Source organism: Chitinophaga silvatica (genome assembly GCF_003419895.1).
Taxonomy (GTDB): domain Bacteria; phylum Bacteroidota; class Bacteroidia; order Chitinophagales; family Chitinophagaceae; genus Chitinophaga; species Chitinophaga silvatica.
In genome coordinates this window covers 93,068-115,495 of the sequence record NZ_QPMM01000012.1, presented here as the reverse complement: position 1 = coordinate 115,495, position 22,428 = coordinate 93,068, and the positions used below count along the sequence as shown (strand labels likewise).

The 22,428-nt window shown below is 40.0% G+C and carries 14 protein-coding genes; 8 read left to right on the top strand and 6 right to left on the bottom strand.

Annotated features, from left to right (window positions below; genetic code table 11):
- Nucleotides 1-226: 226 nt before the first annotated feature.
- The 3 genes from DVR12_RS21540 to DVR12_RS21530 form a co-directional block, all read right to left on the bottom strand.
- Complete coding sequence (locus tag DVR12_RS21540; protein WP_116977877.1) at nt 227-817, bottom strand: nucleotidyltransferase family protein; 591 nt, start codon at nt 815-817, stop codon at nt 227-229.
- Nucleotides 818-1,055: 238 nt separating this feature from the next.
- Nucleotides 1,056-2,273, bottom strand: coding sequence for a tetratricopeptide repeat protein (locus tag DVR12_RS21535; RefSeq protein WP_158563333.1), 1,218 nt, complete (start codon nt 2,271-2,273; stop codon nt 1,056-1,058).
- A gap of 203 nt (nt 2,274-2,476) precedes the next feature.
- Nucleotides 2,477-3,448 (bottom strand): sugar phosphate isomerase/epimerase family protein, encoded by a 972-nt coding sequence (locus DVR12_RS21530; RefSeq protein WP_116977875.1) that lies wholly within the window; start codon nt 3,446-3,448, stop codon nt 2,477-2,479.
- 209 nt (nt 3,449-3,657) lie between these two features.
- Here DVR12_RS21530 and lepB point away from each other — a divergent pair, with 209 nt between their 5' ends.
- The 5 genes from lepB (at nt 3,658) to DVR12_RS21505 (ending at nt 10,860) form a co-directional block, all read left to right on the top strand.
- Nucleotides 3,658-4,863, top strand: coding sequence for a signal peptidase I (lepB, locus tag DVR12_RS21525; RefSeq protein ID WP_116977874.1), 1,206 nt, complete (start codon nt 3,658-3,660; stop codon nt 4,861-4,863).
- 34 nt (nt 4,864-4,897) lie between these two features.
- Nucleotides 4,898-5,863: a YheT family hydrolase gene (locus DVR12_RS21520; RefSeq protein WP_116977873.1), complete on the top strand. Its 966-nt coding sequence runs from the start codon at nt 4,898-4,900 to the stop codon at nt 5,861-5,863.
- A 24-nt stretch (nt 5,864-5,887) separates the two neighbouring features.
- Complete coding sequence (locus tag DVR12_RS21515) at nt 5,888-6,439, top strand: DUF1543 domain-containing protein (RefSeq protein ID WP_199417170.1); 552 nt, start codon at nt 5,888-5,890, stop codon at nt 6,437-6,439.
- 81 nt (nt 6,440-6,520) lie between these two features.
- Nucleotides 6,521-7,669, top strand: a complete 1,149-nt coding sequence (locus DVR12_RS21510; RefSeq protein ID WP_116977872.1) for an AhpC/TSA family protein — start codon at nt 6,521-6,523, stop codon at nt 7,667-7,669.
- Between the two features lie 179 nt (nt 7,670-7,848).
- Nucleotides 7,849-10,860 (top strand): PVC-type heme-binding CxxCH protein, encoded by a 3,012-nt coding sequence (locus DVR12_RS21505; RefSeq protein ID WP_116977871.1) that lies wholly within the window; start codon nt 7,849-7,851, stop codon nt 10,858-10,860.
- On the opposite strand, the gene DVR12_RS21500 is transcribed toward DVR12_RS21505, so the two are convergent.
- Entirely contained in the window at nt 10,861-12,123 is a 1,263-nt protein-coding gene (locus DVR12_RS21500) for an acetyl-CoA C-acetyltransferase (protein WP_116977870.1), read from the bottom strand.
- Between the two features lie 159 nt (nt 12,124-12,282).
- Between DVR12_RS21500 and DVR12_RS21495 the strand changes: the two genes are divergently transcribed.
- Nucleotides 12,283-14,661 carry an ABC transporter permease gene (locus DVR12_RS21495; protein WP_147323509.1) on the top strand — a complete coding sequence of 793 codons (2,379 nt, stop codon included), beginning with the start codon at nt 12,283-12,285 and terminating at the stop codon, nt 14,659-14,661.
- Here DVR12_RS21495 and DVR12_RS21490 read toward each other — a convergent pair whose 3' ends face one another.
- Both DVR12_RS21490 and DVR12_RS21485 read right to left on the bottom strand, forming a co-directional pair.
- Complete coding sequence (locus tag DVR12_RS21490; RefSeq protein ID WP_116977868.1) at nt 14,662-15,636, bottom strand: 2-hydroxyacid dehydrogenase; 975 nt, start codon at nt 15,634-15,636, stop codon at nt 14,662-14,664.
- A 1-nt stretch (nt 15,637) separates the two neighbouring features.
- Nucleotides 15,638-18,148, bottom strand: a complete 2,511-nt coding sequence (locus tag DVR12_RS21485; RefSeq protein ID WP_116977867.1) for a cation-translocating P-type ATPase — start codon at nt 18,146-18,148, stop codon at nt 15,638-15,640.
- 261 nt (nt 18,149-18,409) lie between these two features.
- Here DVR12_RS21485 and DVR12_RS21480 point away from each other — a divergent pair, with 261 nt between their 5' ends.
- Nucleotides 18,410-20,806 carry an ABC transporter permease gene (locus DVR12_RS21480; RefSeq protein WP_116977866.1) on the top strand — a complete coding sequence of 799 codons (2,397 nt, stop codon included), beginning with the start codon at nt 18,410-18,412 and terminating at the stop codon, nt 20,804-20,806.
- A 116-nt stretch (nt 20,807-20,922) separates the two neighbouring features.
- Nucleotides 20,923-22,404 carry a glycosyltransferase family 39 protein gene (locus DVR12_RS21475; protein ID WP_116977865.1) on the top strand — a complete coding sequence of 494 codons (1,482 nt, stop codon included), beginning with the start codon at nt 20,923-20,925 and terminating at the stop codon, nt 22,402-22,404.
- Nucleotides 22,405-22,428: the final 24 nt, after the last annotated feature.

Sequence of the window (22,428 nt, the reverse complement as noted above, 5' to 3'; positions counted from 1 at the left end):
TGAAATATTATTTGATGCAGCTGGTTGGTGGGGATGGCTGCAGGGAGAGTAGGATCAACAACAACAACAATTCATTACAATGTTGTAATGAATCTGTGAAATAAAATGATTGGTTTTTGATTTCTGTTGATTGATGCTCATGGTATATGTTTTTTATTAGTCTACCATTCTTGTGGACAAATATAGAACATCAAAATTAAATTACAAAAAAAAATTCCGGAAAGGTTTATTGTTTGATTAACAGTTCATAATCAGAATTGGTATCAATATCTATTCCTCCCTGAGGGAAATTGAGTGTAATTGTATGCTCCGGATTTTGTCTGAGAATTTTCCTGGCGCCATCCTGTCCTGTAAGCCCAAGTAATGAAGGAAAATATGATTTATCAAATAGTGCCGGGGTTCCGAAGGTATCGCCATAGGAGCAGGCAGCCAATCGCTTGCCGGAAGACTGTTTTAATTCATGTAGTTCCTGGAGCAGGTTGGGAGTAACAAAGGGTTGATCACAAACCAATAGAAATACATTGTGAATATCCGGTGCAACTTTAAGCAGGTGTTGCATGCCGGTCTGAATAGAGGTACCCATGCCGGAAGGCCAGTTAGGGTTTACGATGGTATGTATTTTTTCCGAGGCTATTGCCTGTTTGATTTGAGTAGCAAAAGCTCCTAAAACCACTACTATATGTTTGGAGCCCGACAGAGAGGCTGTATGTACTGCGTTTAATAAGAGACTTTTATTTTGAAAAGTAAGTTGCTGCTTGGGCGTACCTAGTCTTTTAGAGGCTCCGGCAGCAAGAATAATGATGCCTGTAGTTTCCATTTTTTGTAAAAGATTAAATGATGGTAAAACCGACTCTATTTAAGTTTCAGTATGTTCGACTGCTCCTGAGCAAGGATTGCCTTTATATATGCTGCCCTGAAAGAATCTGGGGTGTCCTGTACCTGGTAGGAAACTAGCTTTTTCGGGCAGTATGATTGAAGGCATTTTGCTACCCTAAAAGATACAGGATTTCTGGCAGAGAAGCAAAGAATTTTTGGGTTGCTTCTCTGCCGGTTAATTATCCTTTGCGTGCCATTTCGAGCCACTGCAATGCAAATTCATTGGTTGGATCTAACTCTGTTACCTTTTCAAAAGACTTAATGGCTTCAGGTAGCTGATCGTTTTGCCAAAACAGGATTGCCCTGTTGAGATGAATATTGGGGTTATCGGGAGCCACGGCAAGCGCAGCATCATACGATGCCAAAGCTTTATCCAGTAGGCCGGCAAGCATGTAAAGAGAGCCCTGGTTCATCAGCAGATTGGGTTCATTCGGAGAAAGTTCCAGGCCTTTTTGAGCAAATGTTAATCCTTGCTGCAATAAATCGTATATCCTTGCCTGAGCATTTTCATCGCCACCTTTTTCCTCAAGTTCAGCTATTTCGTTATTGGCGGTCTGAAGAAAATGAATGACCTGTTGTTCGTACCATGCTGTACTTTTTTCCACTTGCTCTGTAAATGGAATTGTTTCCAGGTCTATTTCTTCTTCTTTTTCTTCTTCGGCTGTAGGCTTCATTTTATCGCCCGCGGCAGCATACCACCATTGGCAAAATTTACCTAATTCTCCACCTACCGGCAATTCATCTGCAGGAGGCAAGGTTTCGGCATTAATGGCATCATTCGCCACTATTATATCCAGTATAGCTTCCAATGCTTTATAGTTAATAGGATTGCCTTCCTGATCCTCCATCATTACAATATATGGGAGAAGCTGGTACCAGTTGCCTAACAGCGTGATATCTTTTTGCTCGCCGGCCAATTCTGCTATTTCATGGGCTACTGAAAAAATGTTCATTTCTTCAGGCGCTATAGCATCGTTGCCGGTTATAGTTCCATTGGCAACCATCTGTTCCCAGAGGATTGAACCAGCATCGCAGTAAAGAATATATTGTTGGGTAGTATGGTCGTAATTGGCATATCCTGCAACTGGGTTATTATCGGTATCGTATGCTTCAAGAGGTGATAGAAAGATGAAGCTGAATTTTTTCTCAGCAGCCAGGCGGTCGAACCAGGGTTTATGCTTAGCATACTCAGGATGTGAAGTGATAGGAAAAGTGTATACGTAATGGTATTTGATTAAAATATCCATTACTCTGAAATGGGTGAAACCAGTATCGAATTGTTGTTGAAGTTGGTATAAATTATAGATGAGGCTTCTGCGATCCAGTTCTGCATCTTCACTTTTATCTAAGGCATATACTGATAGCTCAACCAGTGATTCTGCTTCGTACATTGACATGACTAAATAACTTTTGTACAAAGCTAGTATTTCTCGCAGAGACGCAGAGTATTTTTTAAGAGACATAAGGATTGAAGTAATTATTATTAGGAATTGCAGACTTGTTTCTATTTATCGGAAACCTATCTGAAGCCTTTAATAAGATCCGCTTCAATCCTTATGTCTCTTAAAAAATACTCTGCTTCTCTGCGAGAAAAATTGAATTATTTCAACAATACATTTTTGACGTATTGATAGCTCTTTGTGATGCTGGTATATGGGTCGATGGTGATTTTGTCCTGCTCTACAAAGAGGTGTTTTACACCGGCCAGTTTAGCTTCTGCAAAGATCTTGTGAAAGTCGATGCTTCCGGTGCCTACTTCTGCAAAGCTAACACCTGAAAGAAGCTGCATGGATGTTTTGTTGGCATTTTCCGGAGCGGTAAGGCTGGCGGTATTTTTCTTATCCATATCCTTTACATGCCAGGCAACAAAACGACCAGGGGCTTCCTTAAACAGCGTCACAGGATCTTTTCCTGATTTTACAGCCCAGAATAGGTCGAGCTCAAAACTTACCAAAGATGGATCAGTTTCTTTCAGTAATACATCGTAGCCTGTTTTTTTAACATCGCTAAGTTGTTTGAATTCCCAGTAATGGTTATGGTATCCGATTTTGAGGTTAGCTTTTTTACAAAGCTCGCCTGCTTTATTGAGTTGGGAAGCCATAAATCCATAATCGGCGGATGTTAGTTTTTTATCCCATAATCCCAATGGTAGTACCGGAACTATGAAATATTGCTGGCCCAGGGCAGCAGCCAGATCAATCTGTGGTTGCAATGCATCGGCCTTCCCGTTTCCTTTGGTGAGGTAATCGTTTAGCTGATAGTGGCCACTGGGGGTAGACAAGTGATGTTGTTGCAACAGGGCATTTAATGCTTTGGGAGTAAGACCCCAGAATTTGCCTTTGTCGGCACTCCAATCATAAAAGGTCTCAACTTCCTGATAGCCAATGCCGGCAACTTTTGCCAGGGTGGCGGCCGGATCTTTTGCTAATTGTTCACGAAGCGTAAATAATTGTAATCCAATTTTTTTTGGTAAAGCTGGGTTAGCGGCTAAGGTGGTCAATCTGTCGGAAAGCATGATGGCGGCTGCCATTAAGCCGGATTGACGGAGGAATTTACGTCTGGAATTTTGCATGTAAAAAAATTGTAACGTGGGTAATAAGTAACGGCCTCAATTTAGTAAAGGATTTTATCCAGTGTATCTGTTTGATACTTTTTTGCAAAAAGAGTTTTAAAAGTATAATATATAACGTAAATGTATATACGAAATGTACTGCGTCATGATAGCAGCTTAATATGTTAATATTAGAGTTTAGAACAGTATTGACTAAAATAGTATTTTACATGAGCTTATTATTCAATGCCAAACCAGGAGTAAATGAACGCACAGAATCAGTAAAGAAAAAAAAGTCCTGGATTCGGGAATGGACGGAAGCTGTAATATTCGCCATAGTTGTAGGTACTTTAATCCGTACTTTTATCTTTGAAGCATTTGTTATCCCAAGTGGTTCTATGGAGCGCACACTTTTAGTCGGTGATTTTATATATGTCAGTAAGTTGAGTTATGGTCCGCGAATCCCAATTACACCGGTAGCAGTACCTTTTACCAATCATACTTTACCGTTTACTCACACAGTACAACCTTTCAGTACCATTGTACAATGGCCGTACAAGAGGTTGCCTGGATTTTCGAAAATTGAAAGGAATGATGTAATTGTTTTCAATTACCCAATGGGGGATAGCGTCATATTCAATAAAAAATTCGTTGATGAGAATTATTACAGGTGGGCTAAGTTTCCTCATGGCTACGATTCAATGAGAGCAAAATTTCCTCCCCCGCTCTACAGGCCTGTAGATAAACGGGAAACCCTGATCAAACGTTGTGTTGGATTGGCGGGTGATACCGTAACCTACATTGATGGAAGATTGTATATCAATAGTAAACTAGCCTATGCACCACCAGAAAGGCAATCAAAGTTTTTTGTAAAAATGCCTGATCTGAAACCAATGGATATTCCAACAGCTCAAAAGTATAATATCAACCCACAATATGATGCAGTCAAGGATTCTGTAACTTATATTTATTTCCTAACCTTTCCGCAAGCCGACTCACTAAGAAAGATCGGAGCAACCGTTGATCTTCGTGTTTCAGATCTCAAGGGTGGAAGTTTTCTGATCTTCCCGTTTGATGTTGGTAAATATCCCTGGACTGTCGACAATTTTGGCCCTATTTATATTCCTAAAAAGAATGCTACAATTGAGATAGATACCTGCAATCTGCCTTTTTACAGAAGAATTATTGAAACCTATGAAGGAAATAAATTAACAGTCAATGATGGGAAGATTTTTATAAACGAAAAGGAAACATCTAACTATACCTTCAAAATGAATTATTACTGGATGATGGGGGATAATAGAAATGATTCCCAGGACTCGAGGTACTGGGGCTTTGTACCAGAAGACCATATCATGGGTAAAGCATGGATTATCTGGTTTAGCACAGGAGAGGGGAAAATTCGCTGGCGCAGAATATTTTCACTGATCCGTTGAAATATCAGTTTTTGATATTTCGTAAATTTGCAGCATGCCAATATTACAACATGCTGATTACCAGGCACCATTTTTTATGAAAAACCGCCATTTACTGACGGTTTATCCAACGCTTTTCAGAAAAGTTGAAAATGTAAATTATCGCAGAGAGCGCCTGACTACTCCCGATCAGGACTTTATTGACCTCGATTTTTGCGAAACAGGAAGCGATAAGATTGTAGTTATATTACATGGCCTGGAAGGCGATTCTACCCGTAAATATGTATTAGGAATGGTACATATTTTTAATGAGGCCGGATTTGATACCGTGTCACTCAACTTCAGAGGCTGCAGCGGAGAACCTAATAAAAATCTAAGATTCTATCATAGTGGGGAAACCGGCGATCTGCATTACCTGATCAATTATCTGGTATCAAAGCAAAAATACAATGCAATTCACCTGGTTGGTTTTTCTCTGGGAGGTAATGTAACCCTAAAGTACCTGGGGGAGCATAACTCAGAGGCTGCAACTTATATTAAATCGGCAGTGGCAGTATCCGTTCCCTGCGATCTCGCAAGCGGAGCTATAGAACTCGAGAAAAGCCATAACAAAGTGTATATGCATCGCTTTATCAAAAGTTTGGGAGAAAAACTTATGCTAAAGGCAAAAAAGTATCCCGGTGAAATTGATTTGAAGGAGTATGATCAAATTAAAACCTTCCGACAATTCGATAACAGATATACAGCTCCAATACATGGATTTGGAAATGCAGACAATTACTGGAAACAATGCAGCTCCAGATTTTATCTTCCCGATATCAAAGTTCCGACTTTATTGATCAACGCGCTTGATGATCCTTTCCTGGGAAAAGAATGTTATCCTTTCGCGATTGCCAAAGATCATTCCTATTTATATTTACAAACTCCTGAAAAAGGAGGTCATGTTGGTTTTGTAAATTTTGGAAATAAATATTACTGGTCTGAAAAACGTGCATTGACTTTTTTAAAAGAAGGGAAATAGTATCTTGAGTGATAAAATTGAGGTATGTTGAAATTATATATGACGTTACTGGGATGTAAACCAGCAGGAAGGCATACAGAACAACATGATGTGTTTTTTGGAATAGGAAAGGAGTTGAAAGACCTGGTTCCTGATTTTCAGGCCTTCTGGCCCGAAGCCGCAGATAAGTTGCATTTGGATGGTTTTAGAGAAGTGAATTTTGTTGGTCAATATCAAATCAGAATTGTTGAAAAATCTGATACACCTAAATCTGGCCCACAATTATTTTTCCTGAACCTTGGTGGTTATAAGCCTAATGAAATGGAGGAATTTCATTATAAAATACTGAGTGTGAATAATGATATTGGAGAAGCTATTCGAGATGCTAAGCAAACTACTTTTTTCAAACATACAACTTTCGGAGAGGCTACTTCTCATGTTGATGACAAATATGGAGTAGATGTAGATGATATTTATGTAGTAAATGATATTCTGCCATTACATTTAAAAGGGAAGTATCAGATTGAAATTGAACCTGTAAGCGATCCGGGAACCGACGAGTTGCATCTGGGGTATTTTCAATTGCACATGCTATAACACCGTTTGTCAATATTTCTGTTTTCTTCTGCCTTGCTTTTTATACTTTCGGTTCTACCAACCAACCAACTATTAAAAAGTATGAGAAGATTATTTTTCAGTTGCATTGCAACTGTAGCCCTTTTGCCTGCATTTGCACAAAAGAAGGCCAGCATTACTGGTAAAGTACCTGCCGCTCTCAATAATCAGAAAGTTTACCTGTATGAAGGAAGCGGAAGCTTTTCAAAGATTTTAGATTCTGCCCAAATTACCAATGGAGCTTTCCTGCTGAATTATTCAATAACTGATACCACACAGGGAATGGTGAGTGTCAGAGTATTGGAAAATAATAAAGCTAAATCCGGTTATCGGATTGTAGTGCTGACGCCTTCTGATAAAATGAAGCTAACAGTAAACAAAGCTGGAGAATTCAATTTATTTCAGAACTCCACTGTTAGCGGTTCAAAGCTGACAGCACAGTTTGATGCACTACAGAAAATTCTGAAACCTATCAATCAACAAGGCGATTCTATCAGGAAGTCTATTCAAAAAATGATGAATAAATCAGAGATAACTGATACTACTGGCTACTTTGCCCTGTATAGCCGTTATAATGAACTTATGCAGGAGCAGAAAGAACTTACCAATAAGTTTATGCTCGAACATACTGATTATTATGTTAGCCTGATGATCCTGAGAGAAGGGATGGGCAGAAGAGTAATGGATGTACCAGGAACTCAGGCAATATTTGATAAGTTTCCCGCTGCCATCCGCCAGTCTTCTCTGGGCCAGGAAGCCGCCGAATTACTGAAAGCATCGGCATTACTGGGAATCAATCAGGTAGCTCCTGATTTTAGTGCAGCTACCCCTGAAGGACAAACGATGAAGCTTTCAGATCTACGGGGAAAATATGTATTGCTCGATTTCTGGGCAAGCTGGTGCGGCCCTTGCAGAGCAGAGAATCCCCATGTTGTAAAAGCATACCAACGTTTCCATGATAAAAACTTCGATATTCTAGGTGTATCACTCGATAAACCAGGAGCAGCAGATAAGTGGACAGAAGCCATTCAAAAAGATGGCCTAACCTGGCATCATGTAAGTGACCTGAAATTCTGGAGTAGTGATATTGCAAAACTTTATATGATTAACTCAATACCTCAGAATTTCTTATTAAATCCTGACGGCAAAATTATCGCAGTTAATCTCCGGGGTAATGCTTTGGAAGAAATGTTGGAAAAAGTGATCCACTAAAAATAATATTCATATTCCATTTCCGGCATGGTATTGGCGTCTACGCCTATACGAATATTTTATTCGGTGAAATGGATGACAAATGACCACCCGTTCCGGTTTCCCGGAACGGGTTTTCTTTTTGTGGTATAATTTATTACTTTCATAGGTGTTTAACTGACATTTAATTATTTCCACGTATGAAACACTTATACCCGATACTAACAGGGATAGTAATATTGGCTGCATGTCATTCAAAACAAGTTGTAAACTCTTCAGAACCACTTACTGAGGCAGAGCAACGATTACCGGAAAATGCAGTAAAAGGCCTTACCACTACTAACGGCTTGGAAACCACTCTCTTTGCCAGCGAACCTGCCATTATGAATCCTACAAATATGGATATCGATGAAAAAGGCAGAATATGGATTACCGAGGCATATAATTATAGGAATGAGCTAAATCCTACCCACCCGTACAAAAAACAGGGCGACAGAATTATGATCCTGGAAGATTGGGATGGCGATGGAAAAGCCGATACCGCTAAGGTATTTTATCAGGATACCAGTATTAATGCTGCTTTGGGAATATGTGTGTTAGGCAATAAAGTAATTGTATCCTGTAGCCCTAATGTATTCATCTTCACAGATACCGATGGTGATGATAAGGCCGACAAAAAGGAATTATTATTCAGCGGAATAGGTGGTGTACAGCACGATCACGCTATCCATGCCTTTACATTCGGGCCAGATGGCAAACTGTATTTCAACTTCGGAAATGCAGGTGATAGCATTCTTGATAAAAACGGAAATGTTATTAAAGATATAGATGGAAATGTAATTGCCAACAAAGGAAAGCCATACAGGCAGGGAATGATCTTCCGCTGTAATCTCGATGGAAGCCAATTGGAAGTAATGGCGCATAACTTCAGAAATAATTATGAAGTGGCTGTTGATGCTTTTGGAAATATGTGGCAAAGCGATAATGACGATGATGGAAACAGAGGCGTACGGATCAACTATATTTTAGAGCATGGAAATTATGGGTATACCGATGAAATGACCGGCGCCGGCTGGCAAGCCCGCCGGATGAACATGGAAGATTCAATTCCATACAGGCATTGGCATTTAAATGATCCGGGTGTGGTACCTAACCTACTGCAAACAGGTTCGGGATCTCCTACCGGTATGGTTATTTATGAAGGAACCCTGCTGCCTTCCGTATTTCAGCAACAAATGATCCATGCCGAACCCGGACATAATGTGGTGAGATCTTACCCGGTAAAGAAAAATGGCGCCGGTTACACCGCAACTATTGAAAATATATTGGAAGGGAAACAAGACCAATGGTTTAGACCTTCCGATGTGGCTGTTGCTCCCGATGGCTCCATATTCGTTGCAGACTGGTATGATCCCGGAGTTGGTGGTCATCAGGTTGGCGACCTAAACAGAGGTAGAGTATTTCGTGTAGCCCCGCCTGGTAGTAAATACAAAATCAATCCACTAAATCTTAAAACCGCCGCTGATGCTGCTGAAGCATTAAAGAACCCAAATCTGAGCACCCGTTACCTGGCCTGGACAAAACTACACGAACTAGGTATAGCTGCAGAAGCCGATCTTAAAAAGATGTATACCAGCAATAATCCGAGGTATCGTGCAAGAGCACTTTGGTTATTAGGATTGCTGCCTAACGGACATGACTATATCAATAAAGCACTAAGAGACACAAATGAAGATATCAGAATTACTGCCATACGGTTGGCAGGAGAACAGGGCGTAGATTACGGCGATTTATTTGTGAATGATCCATCCTCCGCCGTACGCAGGCAGGCACTATTGGCCATGTATCATAGCAATAATCCGATTATGACACCAATATGGGCTGCCATGGCCACCCAATACGATGGCAAGGATCGCTGGTATCTCGAAGCACTGGGTATTGCTGCCGACAAAAACTGGTATACCTGCTTTGCAGCATGGCGATTATTAACAGAGGGGAAACCTATGACTAAAGCTGCAAGTGATATCATATGGAGAGCCAGAACAAAAGAGGCTTTGCCACTATTGGCAAACCTGATTTTAGACAGTACCGCATCTCCCGAAACAAATAAAAGATATTTCAGAGCTTTTGATTTCTACCCCGAATCTGAATCTACTCCAATACTCTTGTCCTTGTTAAAAGGACATCATCCGCAGCAGGAAGCTATAAATGGATTAGCTTTCCTTCAACTCCCGGCTTCTGCCATTAAACAGTCGCCAGACCTGAAAGGGTTGTTGACCAAAAGTTTGCATGCTTTTGAAGGTAAAATGGAATTTGTAGATCTGGTGATAAAGTATCAGATTAAAGACCAGAACAATCCATTACTAAAGTTAGTGACGGATTCATCGGCAACTGAGTTAAAAGGCTATGCCATGAAAGCCTTATTACAAAGTAACGGCAGCTCACTGGTCTTAAAAACAATTCAACAAAGCGATACTGCTACGGCATTAAATATTACCGATGCAATAGGGAAGGTGCAGGATAGGGAAAGTCGACAGCTCCTGTCCTCTATCCTGAAGAATAAAGCATTAGGATTACCATTAAGGCAACGTGCTACCCGTAATCTGGGCAAAGGATGGGATGGATATGAAGCATTATGGGAGTTGGTTGAAAAGAAAATCCTCCCTAAAGATTTAGATACTGTTGCTCGTGTGGTACTCACAAAAGCATGGAGGCAGGATATTAAAGCAAAAGCGATTGCATATTATGAACCAGCAGCAGAAGGACATAAACTTGCACCGGTAGCCGACTTGATAAAACTCTCCGGAAAAGCGGAAAATGGTAAGAAGGTATTTACTTCCTATTGTGCGACCTGTCATACCGCCAAAGGGCAAGGAGTTGATTTTGGCCCTGGCTTATCTGAAATTGGAGGAAAGCTTACAAAAAGTGCAATTTATGATGCAATAATTAATCCTGATGCTGGTATTAGCTTTGGTTATGAAGGTTACTTATTTACCTTAAAAGATGGTACTAAAATTCTGGGCTATGTTGCGGGAACAACAAATACAGAAGTAGATGTACGAACTGCAGGAGGGCAAGGTGTAAAAGTGCAGAAGACCAATATAGTTTCAAAGAAGGCTTATGAACATTCTTTGATGCCAACAGGGTTAGCTACCGCAATGCCACAGCAGGAACTGGTTGATTTAGTGACTTACTTATCGGAACTGAAATAATTATCTTTCTAAAATAGCTACCACTCCCATGCCTCCGGCTGTGCAAATAGAAATAAGTGCGCGGCCGGAGCCTTTTTCTTCGAGCATTTTGGCAGCCTGGGCAACAATCCTGGCTCCGGTGGCAGCAAAAGGATGTCCAATAGCCACGCTTCCTCCCTTTATATTGAGTTTATTTCTGTCTATACTTCCCAGGGGTTTATCCCAGCCTAATTTCTTGCAATAATCGGCATCCTCCCAGGCTTTTAGGGTGCAGAGTACCTGGCCACTGAATGCTTCGTGAATTTCATAAAAATCAAAATCCTGTAATTGCAGATTTTGCCTTTTTAATAAACGAGCAACAGCATAAGTTGGAGCCATTAATAATCCTTCTCCATTTACATAATCTACAGCTGCTGTTTCTCCATCTATCAGGTATGCTTTTACCGGCCAGTTTTGTTGTTGTGCAAATTCTTCAGAAGCCAGCATCAGAACAGAAGCCCCATCCGTATATATAGTGCTGTTACCGGCAGTAAGCGTACCCTGACCACTAAAGTCAAAAGCTGGTTTTAAAGACGCTAATTTTGCCAATGTTGTGTCGGCACGGATGATAGTATCTTTTTTCAATCCTTTAAATTCAATAACCAGGTCATCAAAAAATCCTTCTGCATAAGCTTTGGCGGCATTCATATGACTTTTATAAGCCAGTTCGTCCTGCTCTGTTCTGCTGATCCCCCATTCCTTCACCATTTTTTCGGTGTGCTGCCCCATTGAAAGGCCGGTTCTTGGTTCTACGATTGAAGGGTAAACGGGGGTGAGGTCTTTAAAATTGATGGAAGAAATGAGCCGTAATTTTTCTCCGAAGGATTTAGCATGTTTTAAATCTGCCAGTTTCCAACTTAATTGTCGTTGTAATTGCAGTGGTATATCACTGTTTGTATCGCTTCCCCCGGCGATGGCTGTATCTATCTGCCCGGCTGCTATCCGCAATCCCAGCTGAATAGTAGAATCCAGACTTGTGCCGCAGGCTCTTTGAAGATTGTAGGCAGGAGTATGTGGGTCTAACGATGTACCAAGCACACATTCTCTTGAAAAGTTCCAGTCGGTAGATCGGTTCAGCAAAGCCCCGAAGGCTACCTCACCAATACGTTTACCCTTCAGATTAAAAGTCTCAATTAATGCATTCAGGCAAGGGGTTATTAATTCCTGATTACTCAAATGATTATATTCCTTGAATGACTTAACAAAAGGGATGCGTTTTCCACCGAGGATAGCTACTTTTTTCATAGAGTGGTGCTTTTACTAAAGTTAATAAATAATGTGTTCATTTGCGAATGCCGATTGTCCGTTTACGGACAGGTTCCGGAGAAGACAGTCAATATAGCTGCTAACCTTCTCTCTGGCATTATTTTTAAAGATCAGATTCCATTTTATACCTTTTGCCTTATGATACAACTAAACTGGTTTAAGACAGCTTTTAGAAATATCCGCAGAAATATTTCTTCTACGATAATTAATGTAGGTGGGTTGACAGTCGGATTTAGCGGGGCGATGTTTTTATTTTGTTTACTTCACTATCATTTAAGCTTTGATGATTTTCATCCGAATAAAGACCGTATCTACCGGATCGTTTCTGAAACTAATAACGGAACTATTAGTCGCTACCAGGGTGTTCCGCAGCCGGTAGGGAAAGCTTTCAAAAATGCGTATCCGTATGCCGAACAAGTAGCTATGCGGTCTGATAATGGCTATTCATTAGTAACAGTTGGAGAAGGAGAGGATAAAAAATTATTTCAGATAAGTAGTGCTTATACCCAGCCATCTTACTTTTCAATTTTTAATTATCCGTTTATAAAGGGCGATGCCAGTGTGCTTGGTGTGGCAGGAAATATGGTGATAACCCAAAAGGAAGCTAACAGACTATTCCCTGCAGGCGATGCTTTTGGTAAATCTGTATTGGTAAATGGCCGGCTATTAACAATCGCAGGTATTTTGAAAGATTTACCTCCCAATACAGTAAATCAAAGACAACTATTTATTTCCTATGAAGATTATAAAATAGTTCAGCCCTGGATGGCCAGTGATAGCAGTTGGATTGCTATTTCAGGAGGAGTGCAATGTTTTGTGCTGCTGAATAAAGGAGTGAATGCTTCGGCAGTTGACAATGCTTTACCACAGTTCCTAAAGCAATATCATCCTGATAAGAATACCTCTCTTAAATTATCATTACAACCATTAAAAGATATTCATTTCAATCTGAACTATGATGGCGACATTGAAAAGAAGCAACTATGGGGATTAGCCGTAATTGGAATCTTTCTGCTATTAACAGCCTCAATTAATTTTATTAATCTATCTACTGCTCAAATATTTTTCCGTACAAAAGAAACCGGAGTACGAAAAGCTCTGGGAAGTTCAAATATCCAGATCCGTGTACAGTTTTTTATTGAAGCTTTATTATTATCTCTTTTCTCTCTTGTATTATCGCTGATACTGGTAATATTGCTTTTCCCTTCCTTTAATGACTTTTGTAAAACCTCAGTTAGCCCGGAAGCTTTATATCAATATCCATTTGTATTATTTGTGTTGGGAATGGTATTAATTATATCATTATTGGTAGGCTATTTCCCGGGAAGAATGTTGGTAAAACTTAAACCCGTGGAAATAATGAGAGGCTATTTTCAACAAAAAACGAGTGGTTTTTCTTTAAGAAAAATTTTAATTGTAAGCCAGTTTGCCATTGTCTTATTTATGGTCAGCTGCACTGCAATTATTTCCAATCAGTTGAAATCGGCTATTCAGGGAAATCTTGGGTTTAAACAATCGGGAATTGTATTACTGGATATTCCGGGTGAAAGAGATAAATCGAATACAATTACAGCATTAAGGAACCGCCTGAGTGGTTTAAGCGGGGTGAAATCGGTAAGTGCCTGTTATGCTTCCCCAATGTCGGTCAACAATAATACAAGTGATGTGGTTTACGATAATCGACCGCCGGAAGCTTCTTTCGAAGCGAATATAAAGGCGGTGGATACTGGATACCTATCTACTTTTGATCTGAAATTGATAGCAGGGCGAAATCTTTATGCCGGCGATTCTATCAATAGTATTATAGTAAATGAAGCTTTTCTGAAGAAAGTGAATGTAACATCTCCAGAACAAATATTAGGCAAAACAATAAAGCTGAATAGTAAGCCTACTCCAATTGTAGGTGTAGTAAAGGATTTCCATGTAGGCACCTTTCATAGTGAAATAGTTCCTTCCTATTTATACAGCAAAATGAATTATTATTATTCCTGTGCTGTAAGTATAGATCCTGCTCAGTTAACCAAAGTATTGCCACTTATAGAAGCTACCTGGAAGGAGGTTTATCCTGAAAAAATATATTCTTACAGCTTTTTGGATGAAGATATCAAACAGCTTTATGAAACTGATATTACCTTGTTGAAGTTCAACCAGGTGTTTACTTTCCTTGTGATTTTGTTAGGTTGTATAGGCGTATTTGGATTAGTATCCTTTATGGCAATACGCAAGAAGAAGGAGATAGGTATCAGAAAAGTATTAGGAGCAGGTGTTGATAATATTGTTTGGATTTTTGTTAAAGAATTTGTTCGTTTATTATTGATTGCATCTGCTATTGCAATACCACTTAGCTGGTACTTCATGGATAAGTGGCTGACGGATTTTGCCTACAGGCTGCATATAGGGCCTTATAACTTCTTCTGGCCGGTGTTATTAACATTTGCCTTAGTGATCATTACAATCAGTGTTAAATCTATCAATGCAGCATTGGCTAATCCGGTCAAAAACCTGAGAAACGAATAGTTATAAAGCGTAGAGATGATTTACAGGATTTAAAACCGGCCTGCCGGCTAAAGCAGCAATAATATTTTCGGCGGCTACTCTGGCCATTGCATTTCTGGTTTCAAGAGTAGCCGAGCCAATATGTGGTAACACTGCTACTGTAGGCATTTGCAATAACGGATTATCTGGCTGCATAGGCTCAGGATTTGTAACATCGAGGCCGGCACCCCAGATTACACCATCTTCAATTGCAGCAATCAAATCAGTTTCATTATGAATTCCTCCTCTTGCTGCATTAATAAATATAGCAGTTGGTTTCATCTGCCTGAATACTTCCATATTAAATTTATTCGTGGTTTCGTGGGTCAGGCTGGCATGTACACTTAATACATCGCTTTGTTGTAACAATTCTTCGAAAGAAACATAACGGGCCTGAAGATTAATTTCAGCATCTTCATTCCTGTTTCTGTTATGATAAATGATGTTCATTCCAAAAGCAGCTTTACAACGTTGAGCCATTACATAGCCTATATTGCCAAGACCCCAGATTCCAAGGGTTTTACCTTCTACATCTATTCCCAGGTTGGCGGTAGGTGTAGAGAATCCCCATTCTCCCTTAAGTATTCTTTTATGTTGATAAAATGCTTTGCGGGCAACAGACAGCATTAGTAAGAAGGCTGTATCGGCAGTAGCATTGCTCAGCACTCCGGGCGTATTAGTAATTTGTATGCCTAATTCGGTAGCAGCTTTAAGATCTACATTATCGTACCCTACAGAAAGAAGGCCGATTACTTTCATGTGCCTGCAATGCTCAAGTAATGGGCGGTCGATTTTATTACCACCAGCAAAAAGCAATGCATCACTTTCTTTACAAAAGTTAATTCGTTCATCTGTCGTGAGTTCCCTTGGTTCTGCCCATTGTATAACGGTATGTCCTGCTTTCTCTAACAACTCCAGGCCGGCAGCCGGAATTACTCTTGTGGCGAATACTTTCATATTAATTAGTTTTTACTTTATTTCTGTTTCTTCTGATAGCTTTAAATACTTCAAACCATAGCACAGATACAGCAGCAACTGTGCCGCAAACTATAAGTTCTATATGATCCAGGGGGGCCAGGCTGAAAAATTTAGTCACCGGTGGAAAATAGAGCATAATTGCCAGCAGCAACAGTGTAATCAGAATTACGGCAACCATAAGTTTATTATGATTGCGCATGCTATGAATGAGAGAATAATAAAATGAACGATTTACCAATGTCAGAAATACATTGGCCAGCACCAGGGTAGAAAAGGTCATGCTCCTGGTATCAACTTCGGAATAGCCTCTATGAACGCTCCATTGATAAGAGAACAATACTCCGGCTGCAATTATCAATCCCTGAATAATACTGATATTCATTTCCTTTAACGACAGGAAAGTTTGAGTAATAGGCCTTGGAGGTTGTAACATGGCATTGGATTCCATTGGCTCATTTTCATAAACTATAGAGCAGGTAGGACCCATAATTACTTCCAGGAAAATGACGTGTACGGGAGTAAAGATGTTCGGATAAATCCAACCCAGAAACAATGGTAATGATACGGTGAGAATGATGGGTATATGGATTGAAATAATATACTGAACTGCTTTCTTGATGTTTGTATAGATTCTTCTTCCCATGGCAACAGCATCTACCATGCCTGCAAAGTCGTCATTTACCAGAATAAGGGAGGCAGCCTGCTTGGCTATTTCTGTACCTTTTTTGCCCATAGCAATTCCAATATGCGCTGCTTTTAATGCAGGGGCATCATTTACTCCGTCGCCTGTCATTGCCACAATTTCATTATCAGCTTTCAAGGCATTTACAGCGGTAAGCTTAGCTTCAGGAAACATACGGGTAAAAACATTCACCTCTTCCAAAGTTCGGTTCATATCTTCCTCACTCATTTTCACCAGAACACCTCCATCTACTGCCTTATCTGCATTTCTCAAACCTGCCTGCCTGGCTATTGCCCTGGTGGTAATACTATTGTCGCCGGTAATGATTTTTATTTTGATGCCTGCCTTATAGAATTGATCGAATACAGATTTGATATTTGTTTTAGGTGGATCATAGAATGCTACAAGTCCAATAAAAGTAAAGGGTAAATCCTGTTGCTTTTCCGGATAATCATTACCCTTAAAGTCTGAGGAGGCGACCCCTAATATTCTGAAGCCTTTTTCGGCCATTTGATTAACCTGTGATTGAATTTCCTGCTTGTCTTTTTCCGAAAGGTTACAGATCTGTAGAATAGCTTCCGGAGCGCCTTTGGTGGCTATAATCCTTTCACCGGATACCGTTTCATGCACATGCGTCATCATTGGAGGCTTGCCTTCCAAAGGGTATTCATGAACCATGTGGTAATTAGGACGTAGGTCTTTCTTTGTCAGATATTCATAAATATCGTGCAGGGTTTTTTCCATTGGATCGAATGGTACTGGTTCACTTGCCCACATTGCCATGGTAACTACATCTGCGGGAAAATGTTCTGCATCATAAGTATGATGTGTGGCAAATGAATATACCTCCTGTAGCTGCATTTTATTTTCGGTGATAGTACCTGTTTTATCAGTACAGATTACTGTTGCACTACCTAATGCTTCTACCGTTTTTATTTTCTTTACGATAATCCCCATTTGCATCAGCCGCCGCGAACCCAGTGCCATAAACGTTGTGAAGGCTACAGGTATTTCTTCGGGAAGTATAGACATTGCAAGGGTTAATCCTTTTAATAAGCTATCTGTAAGGTTTTTGCTCAGAAAATAATTGTAAAACCAAACGGCCAGAAATACTATAACACCCGCAACTGCCATCCATTTTACGAATTGGGTAATCTGTTGTTGCAGTAATGTGGGCTCTTCCTTAATAGTTAATACCGCTTGCCCTAACTCACCAATTTTAGTGTTTGCTCCTACTTTACTTACTTCACAGATAGCCATACCTGAAACTACCAGGGTGCCACTGAACACCTTATTATCTTCGCTGTCTGTCTGTTTAGAGACGGCATATGCTTCTCCGGTAAGAGCAGATTCGTTAACTGTAAAATCATTACTATAAACTATGCGTCCGTCTGCATTGATGGTATTTCCCTCAGACACAAGTAGCATGTCGCCACATACAATTTCACTGGTGGGCAGACTTATCAGCTTTCCTTCTCTGACAACTTTACTTAATGGTTCATTTAGTTTTTCCAGTGCCTGCAAAGCTTTTCTGCTTCTGTTATCCTGATAAAATGAGATGCCTGAAACAATTCCTATGGCCAGCAGCATGAAATAAGCTTCTCCATATTCCCCCGTAATAAAATAGATAATAGTTACAGCAATAAGCAGCACTAACATTGGTTCTCCCAATATTTCCTTTACTAAATTCAGAAATGGATTTTTAGGCGGCTGAGGAGGTGTATTGGCTCCATACTTTTCCCTGGAAGCAACAACTTCTGATTTATCCAATCCTTTGATCTGCTCAGGTAGATTGATCTTTGCTGCCATGAAGGGTTTTCTTTGATCTGTTTAAATTTACAACATTTTTCCCCTTTCTCTTCAAAACAATATGAATATCAACAATCAGCAACTTTTAATTAATCAACATATCTAAAAATCTGATTAATTAAATTTTATTTGTTCGAAAGCGGACAAATCTATTATGAAAGCGAACAGGCAGACTAGTCAACTATATGGCTAAACAATTGATAGTCATACTTCTTCTTTTCTGGCATTTTTTTTATCTTCCTGATATTCAAAGTTTAATTAATGCTCAAGAACTATTTTCTAATCGTTTTCAGAGGACTGAAACAACATAAATTTATCAACCTTGTGAAGATCGGTGGACTGGCTGTTAGTTTAACCAGTTTTTTGATTATTCTATTATATCTGAACAATGAGTTAAGTTATGATCAGTGGCATCCGACATTAAAAAATGTTTACCGGGTATCGGAGCAAACATCCGCAAATCATACAGATAACCCGGCACCTGCTGCTTTAGCTTCATTCCTGCAAGAGCATATCCCGGGCATTACAGCATATACACATCTACAACAAACCGGAGATTTTGAATTACTCTTTGGTACCGAAACTACCAAGATCTATCAGAAGGAAGTTGTAATGGCCGATTCAGGGTTGTTAGATGTATTTCCATATCAATTGCTGGCAGGTGATCCACATACTGCTTTTAAGAATCCAGGTTCCGCATTAATTACTCCAGAACTGAGTGAAAAACTTTTCGGGAAGCAAGACCCTGTTGGTAAAGTGTTTAAACTATACAATCAGTTACCTTTTACGGTAACGGGCGTATTAGCACCGCTTTCAACTCCTTCACATATTCGTGCTACCGCTATTTTGATGGATCCTGCTCCTTACAATATGCGAAATTCCTGGGGCAATATTTCTTACATGACATATGTGCGGCTTTCTCATCCTACAGGCATAGCAAAACTGGAAGATCAGATCAATCGTGTTTACTATGATCATCATCTCAAACAGGATAATAAAACCTATGAAGCAGTAGTAAACTCCGGGCATGCTCCGGGGTTGTTTGCCGAAGAAGTTAAAGATATCCATAACTTCCCCCGTTTGGATAAGAGCTCCTTTAAAACAACCCTTATTCTCTTTGTACTGGCTGTATTATTGCTGATCAGCGGCGCTTTAAATGCCGGTAATCTTTCTTTGGTAAAAGCCATGCGCAGAGGCAGAGAAATTGGTGTTCGAAAAGTATTGGGAGCAAACAAATTGCAGATTGTAAAGCAATTTCTTTTAGAAACGGGAGTACATACACTCATAAGCCTGGTATTGGCCGGGCTCCTATTGATCCTGGTTCTTCCCTGGTTCAATAAAGCATTCGGGCTCTCATTATCTATTATCCATGCGCCTTTTATCGTTACCCTTATAGCTCAGGTTTTAGGTGCCGTGCTGGTAATTATTATGATATCTGGTATTTATCCGGCCTGGATGTTTGCCCGCCAGACTGCCATGAGCGTATTAAAACAAAAACTGAAAATAACCGGAAAAGGATTACAGTTTAGTAATTCATTGTTGGTAGTTCAGTTTTCAGTATCGATGTTCTTTATTGTTGCAGCATTGATAATGTTACAGCAAATGAGTTACATGAAAAACAGGGATATTGGATTTACTCCCGAGCAGGTAGTACAGATCCAGGTAAGACAACAGACCTGGGATAATAATTTTTCCAATGTAAGAACGAAGTTGCTGGAAGTTCCGGGAGTTACAAATGTTTCAAAAACTACAGCTGTTCCTGGTGGCTATATAGATACTACCTATACATCGTTTACCCATAATGGGAGAGTCGTATCTCTTACTTCCGTAAGGGTGAGTACTGATATTTTTAAGACATTAAGCATACCGGTAAAAGATGGCAGGTGGTTCGATGACGAACATCCGGAAGATTTGGATAACACAGCTATTATAAATGAATCTGCTGCGAAGTTGTTGGGAGGCGAGGGAATAATTGGTAGTAACATCCGGTACAAAGACTGTGATAGTGTGCCATATAAGATCGTAGGGGTTGTAAAGGATTTTCAGACCCAGGGCTTTGATAGCTATGTACGTCCAACTTTTTACAGTGTTTCCAATGCGCATTGCGGAAGGTATCAGTCGGGGAATTCTTTATTGTTAAAAATCAAATCCGGAGGGTTGGATAAAACAATGGCAGGAATAACAGCAGCATGGGGAACGATTGAACCGGAGATTCCGTTGCGTTATTCATTTTTGGACGATAATTTTCAGCGACTCTTTACAGATTATATCCGGGTACAATATTTGGTACAGATCTTTACGGCAATATCAGTTATTATAGCATTAATGGGATTGCTGGCCCTTACGGTATTTGTAACCAATCAGCGATTAAAGGAAATCAGTATCCGAAAAGTTATGGGAGCCAGTGTTGGAAATGTAGTACTGTTATTGTCAAAAGATTTCCTCAGATTGGTGATTATTGCCATCGTACTTGCGTCACCGATAGCCTGGTATCTGGTCGAATATTGGTTAAAAGATTTTGCATATAGAGTTAATGTAAGTTGGTTAATTTTCGCCGTGGCAGCATTAGGAGTAATTCTGATGGCAGGTCTGACCATTGGCTGGCAAGCAATTAAGGCTTCAAATGTAAATCCTGCAAACAGTTTGAAGAGCGAGTAGTTCCTCAACTTTTAATTGAGCCTTGTTGTTATAGGTGATAGTTTTATCGTACCGATCCATACGGCATAAAGATTGGTATATTTGATAATACTATCACCTTATAACTGTCGGGCTACATGAATGAATCATTTCGGGTAGTAAAGTATTTGCGAACCAGTCAATGGATGTTTTCGTCCATTGCTTTCATAGTACTGTTAAGAATAGTTTTTATAGGCGTTATGGGGCCGATGCCTCAGGACGCCTATTATTATTTTTACGGGCAGCATCTGGCCTTATCCTATTTCGATCATCCTCCTGTTTTAGCCTGGCTGTTAAGAGCTTTTACAAGCGTTTTAGGGGCGCATGTTTGGGTGATTAAACTGGCAGATTCCGTGGTCACCGGAGTGACCTTATGGGCTTTTTACAGGTTAAGTACCTTGTTTCTATCGAAATATCGGGCCTGGAACAGTTTGTTGTTCATGACAGCCACCCTTATGATCACGATTTTGTCGCTGGTTTCTACTCCTGATGTACCTTTAATGGCATTCTGGGCGTTGTCGCTGATTGCAGTGTATAAAGCAGTTTTTGAGCAAAGGAAATGGTACTGGCTATGGGCCGGAATATTGATGGGATTGGCTTTTGATAGTAAATACACAGGTATTTTTCTACCGGCAGGAGCTATATTGTTTTTATTGCTTTCCCCGAAACATAGAAAGTTGTTGTTATCGCCCTGGTTATTAGTGAGTATTCTAGGTTTTCTGGTAACGATATCGCCTGTAATTATCTGGAATGCAGAGAATGATTGGGCATCCATTCGATTTCAGTCGTCGGACCGGGCTGCTGGTATTTCATTCAGGCCGCTAGATTTCTTTGGGGTTATAGGACATCAGGCAGCCATTTTATTACCTGTATTATTCTTTGGATTGTTGTTCTATTTATATAAAGCTATCAGAAAATATAAGTGGAAAATTACCGATATACCCGACAAACAGTTATTTCTTCTTTGCTTCTTTGCTCCTGTTTTTTTTCTTTTTATGTTGATATCACCCATATACTGGGTAAAGATAAACTGGATGATGGCCGCCTACATTACAGGTACTATATGGGTTAGCACCTGGCTAACCTTCAGGTATCTACGCTGGCAGTGGATCTGTTCATTGGTTGTGCATATAGCTTTAGCAATTGAAATCCTTTTTTATCCGGTTCCTATTCATTCAGACGATACGATGATCGGATGGAACGGGTTGGCGAAAGGAGTGGAGAAACTGCAACAGCAATTTCCGGATGATTTTATTTTTTCGGCAGATGATTATAAAACCAGTGCAATGTTGAATTTGTATCTGGGAAAGATGGTGTATTCGAAGAATGTGATTAATGAAAGCGCCCTGCAGTTTGATTATATCGGAACAGACCTTCAAAAACTGGCAGGGAAGAATGCATTATTTATTAATTCACTGACCGATGTGAATGATGATATGGATGAAGAAGAGTTTATAGAGGAGTTGGATCCTTTTTTCAGTCATATAGAAGCCCTGCCACCAATTGTAGTGAAGCAGCAGGGGCGCGTTGTACGTAAGTTTTTGGTATTCAGATGTTACGATTATAATCCACCGCATTAGTTACCAACACTTTCCCTTAACCGG

Bases quoted from the DNA above. Each gene is read 5' to 3' on its own strand.
- DVR12_RS21530 (WP_116977875.1), bottom strand. From the start codon at position 3,448: ATGCAAAATTCCAGACGTAAATTCCTCCGTCAATCCGGCTTAATGGCA.
- DVR12_RS21535 (WP_158563333.1), bottom strand. From the start codon at position 2,273: ATGTCAATGTACGAAGCAGAATCACTGGTTGAGCTATCAGTATATGCC.
- DVR12_RS21505 (WP_116977871.1), top strand. From the start codon at position 7,849: ATGAAACACTTATACCCGATACTAACAGGGATAGTAATATTGGCTGCA.
- DVR12_RS21475 (WP_116977865.1), top strand. From the start codon at position 20,923: ATGAATGAATCATTTCGGGTAGTAAAGTATTTGCGAACCAGTCAATGG.
- DVR12_RS21510 (WP_116977872.1), top strand. From the start codon at position 6,521: ATGAGAAGATTATTTTTCAGTTGCATTGCAACTGTAGCCCTTTTGCCT.
- DVR12_RS21540 (WP_116977877.1), bottom strand. From the start codon at position 817: ATGGAAACTACAGGCATCATTATTCTTGCTGCCGGAGCCTCTAAAAGA.
- DVR12_RS21495 (WP_147323509.1), top strand. From the start codon at position 12,283: ATGATACAACTAAACTGGTTTAAGACAGCTTTTAGAAATATCCGCAGA.
- DVR12_RS21515 (WP_199417170.1), top strand. From the start codon at position 5,888: ATGTTGAAATTATATATGACGTTACTGGGATGTAAACCAGCAGGAAGG.
- DVR12_RS21500 (WP_116977870.1), bottom strand. From the start codon at position 12,123: ATGAAAAAAGTAGCTATCCTCGGTGGAAAACGCATCCCTTTTGTTAAG.
- DVR12_RS21490 (WP_116977868.1), bottom strand. From the start codon at position 15,636: ATGAAAGTATTCGCCACAAGAGTAATTCCGGCTGCCGGCCTGGAGTTG.
- DVR12_RS21520 (WP_116977873.1), top strand. From the start codon at position 4,898: ATGCCAATATTACAACATGCTGATTACCAGGCACCATTTTTTATGAAA.
- DVR12_RS21485 (WP_116977867.1), bottom strand. From the start codon at position 18,148: ATGGCAGCAAAGATCAATCTACCTGAGCAGATCAAAGGATTGGATAAA.
- DVR12_RS21480 (WP_116977866.1), top strand. From the start codon at position 18,410: ATGCTCAAGAACTATTTTCTAATCGTTTTCAGAGGACTGAAACAACAT.
- lepB (WP_116977874.1), top strand. From the start codon at position 3,658: ATGAGCTTATTATTCAATGCCAAACCAGGAGTAAATGAACGCACAGAA.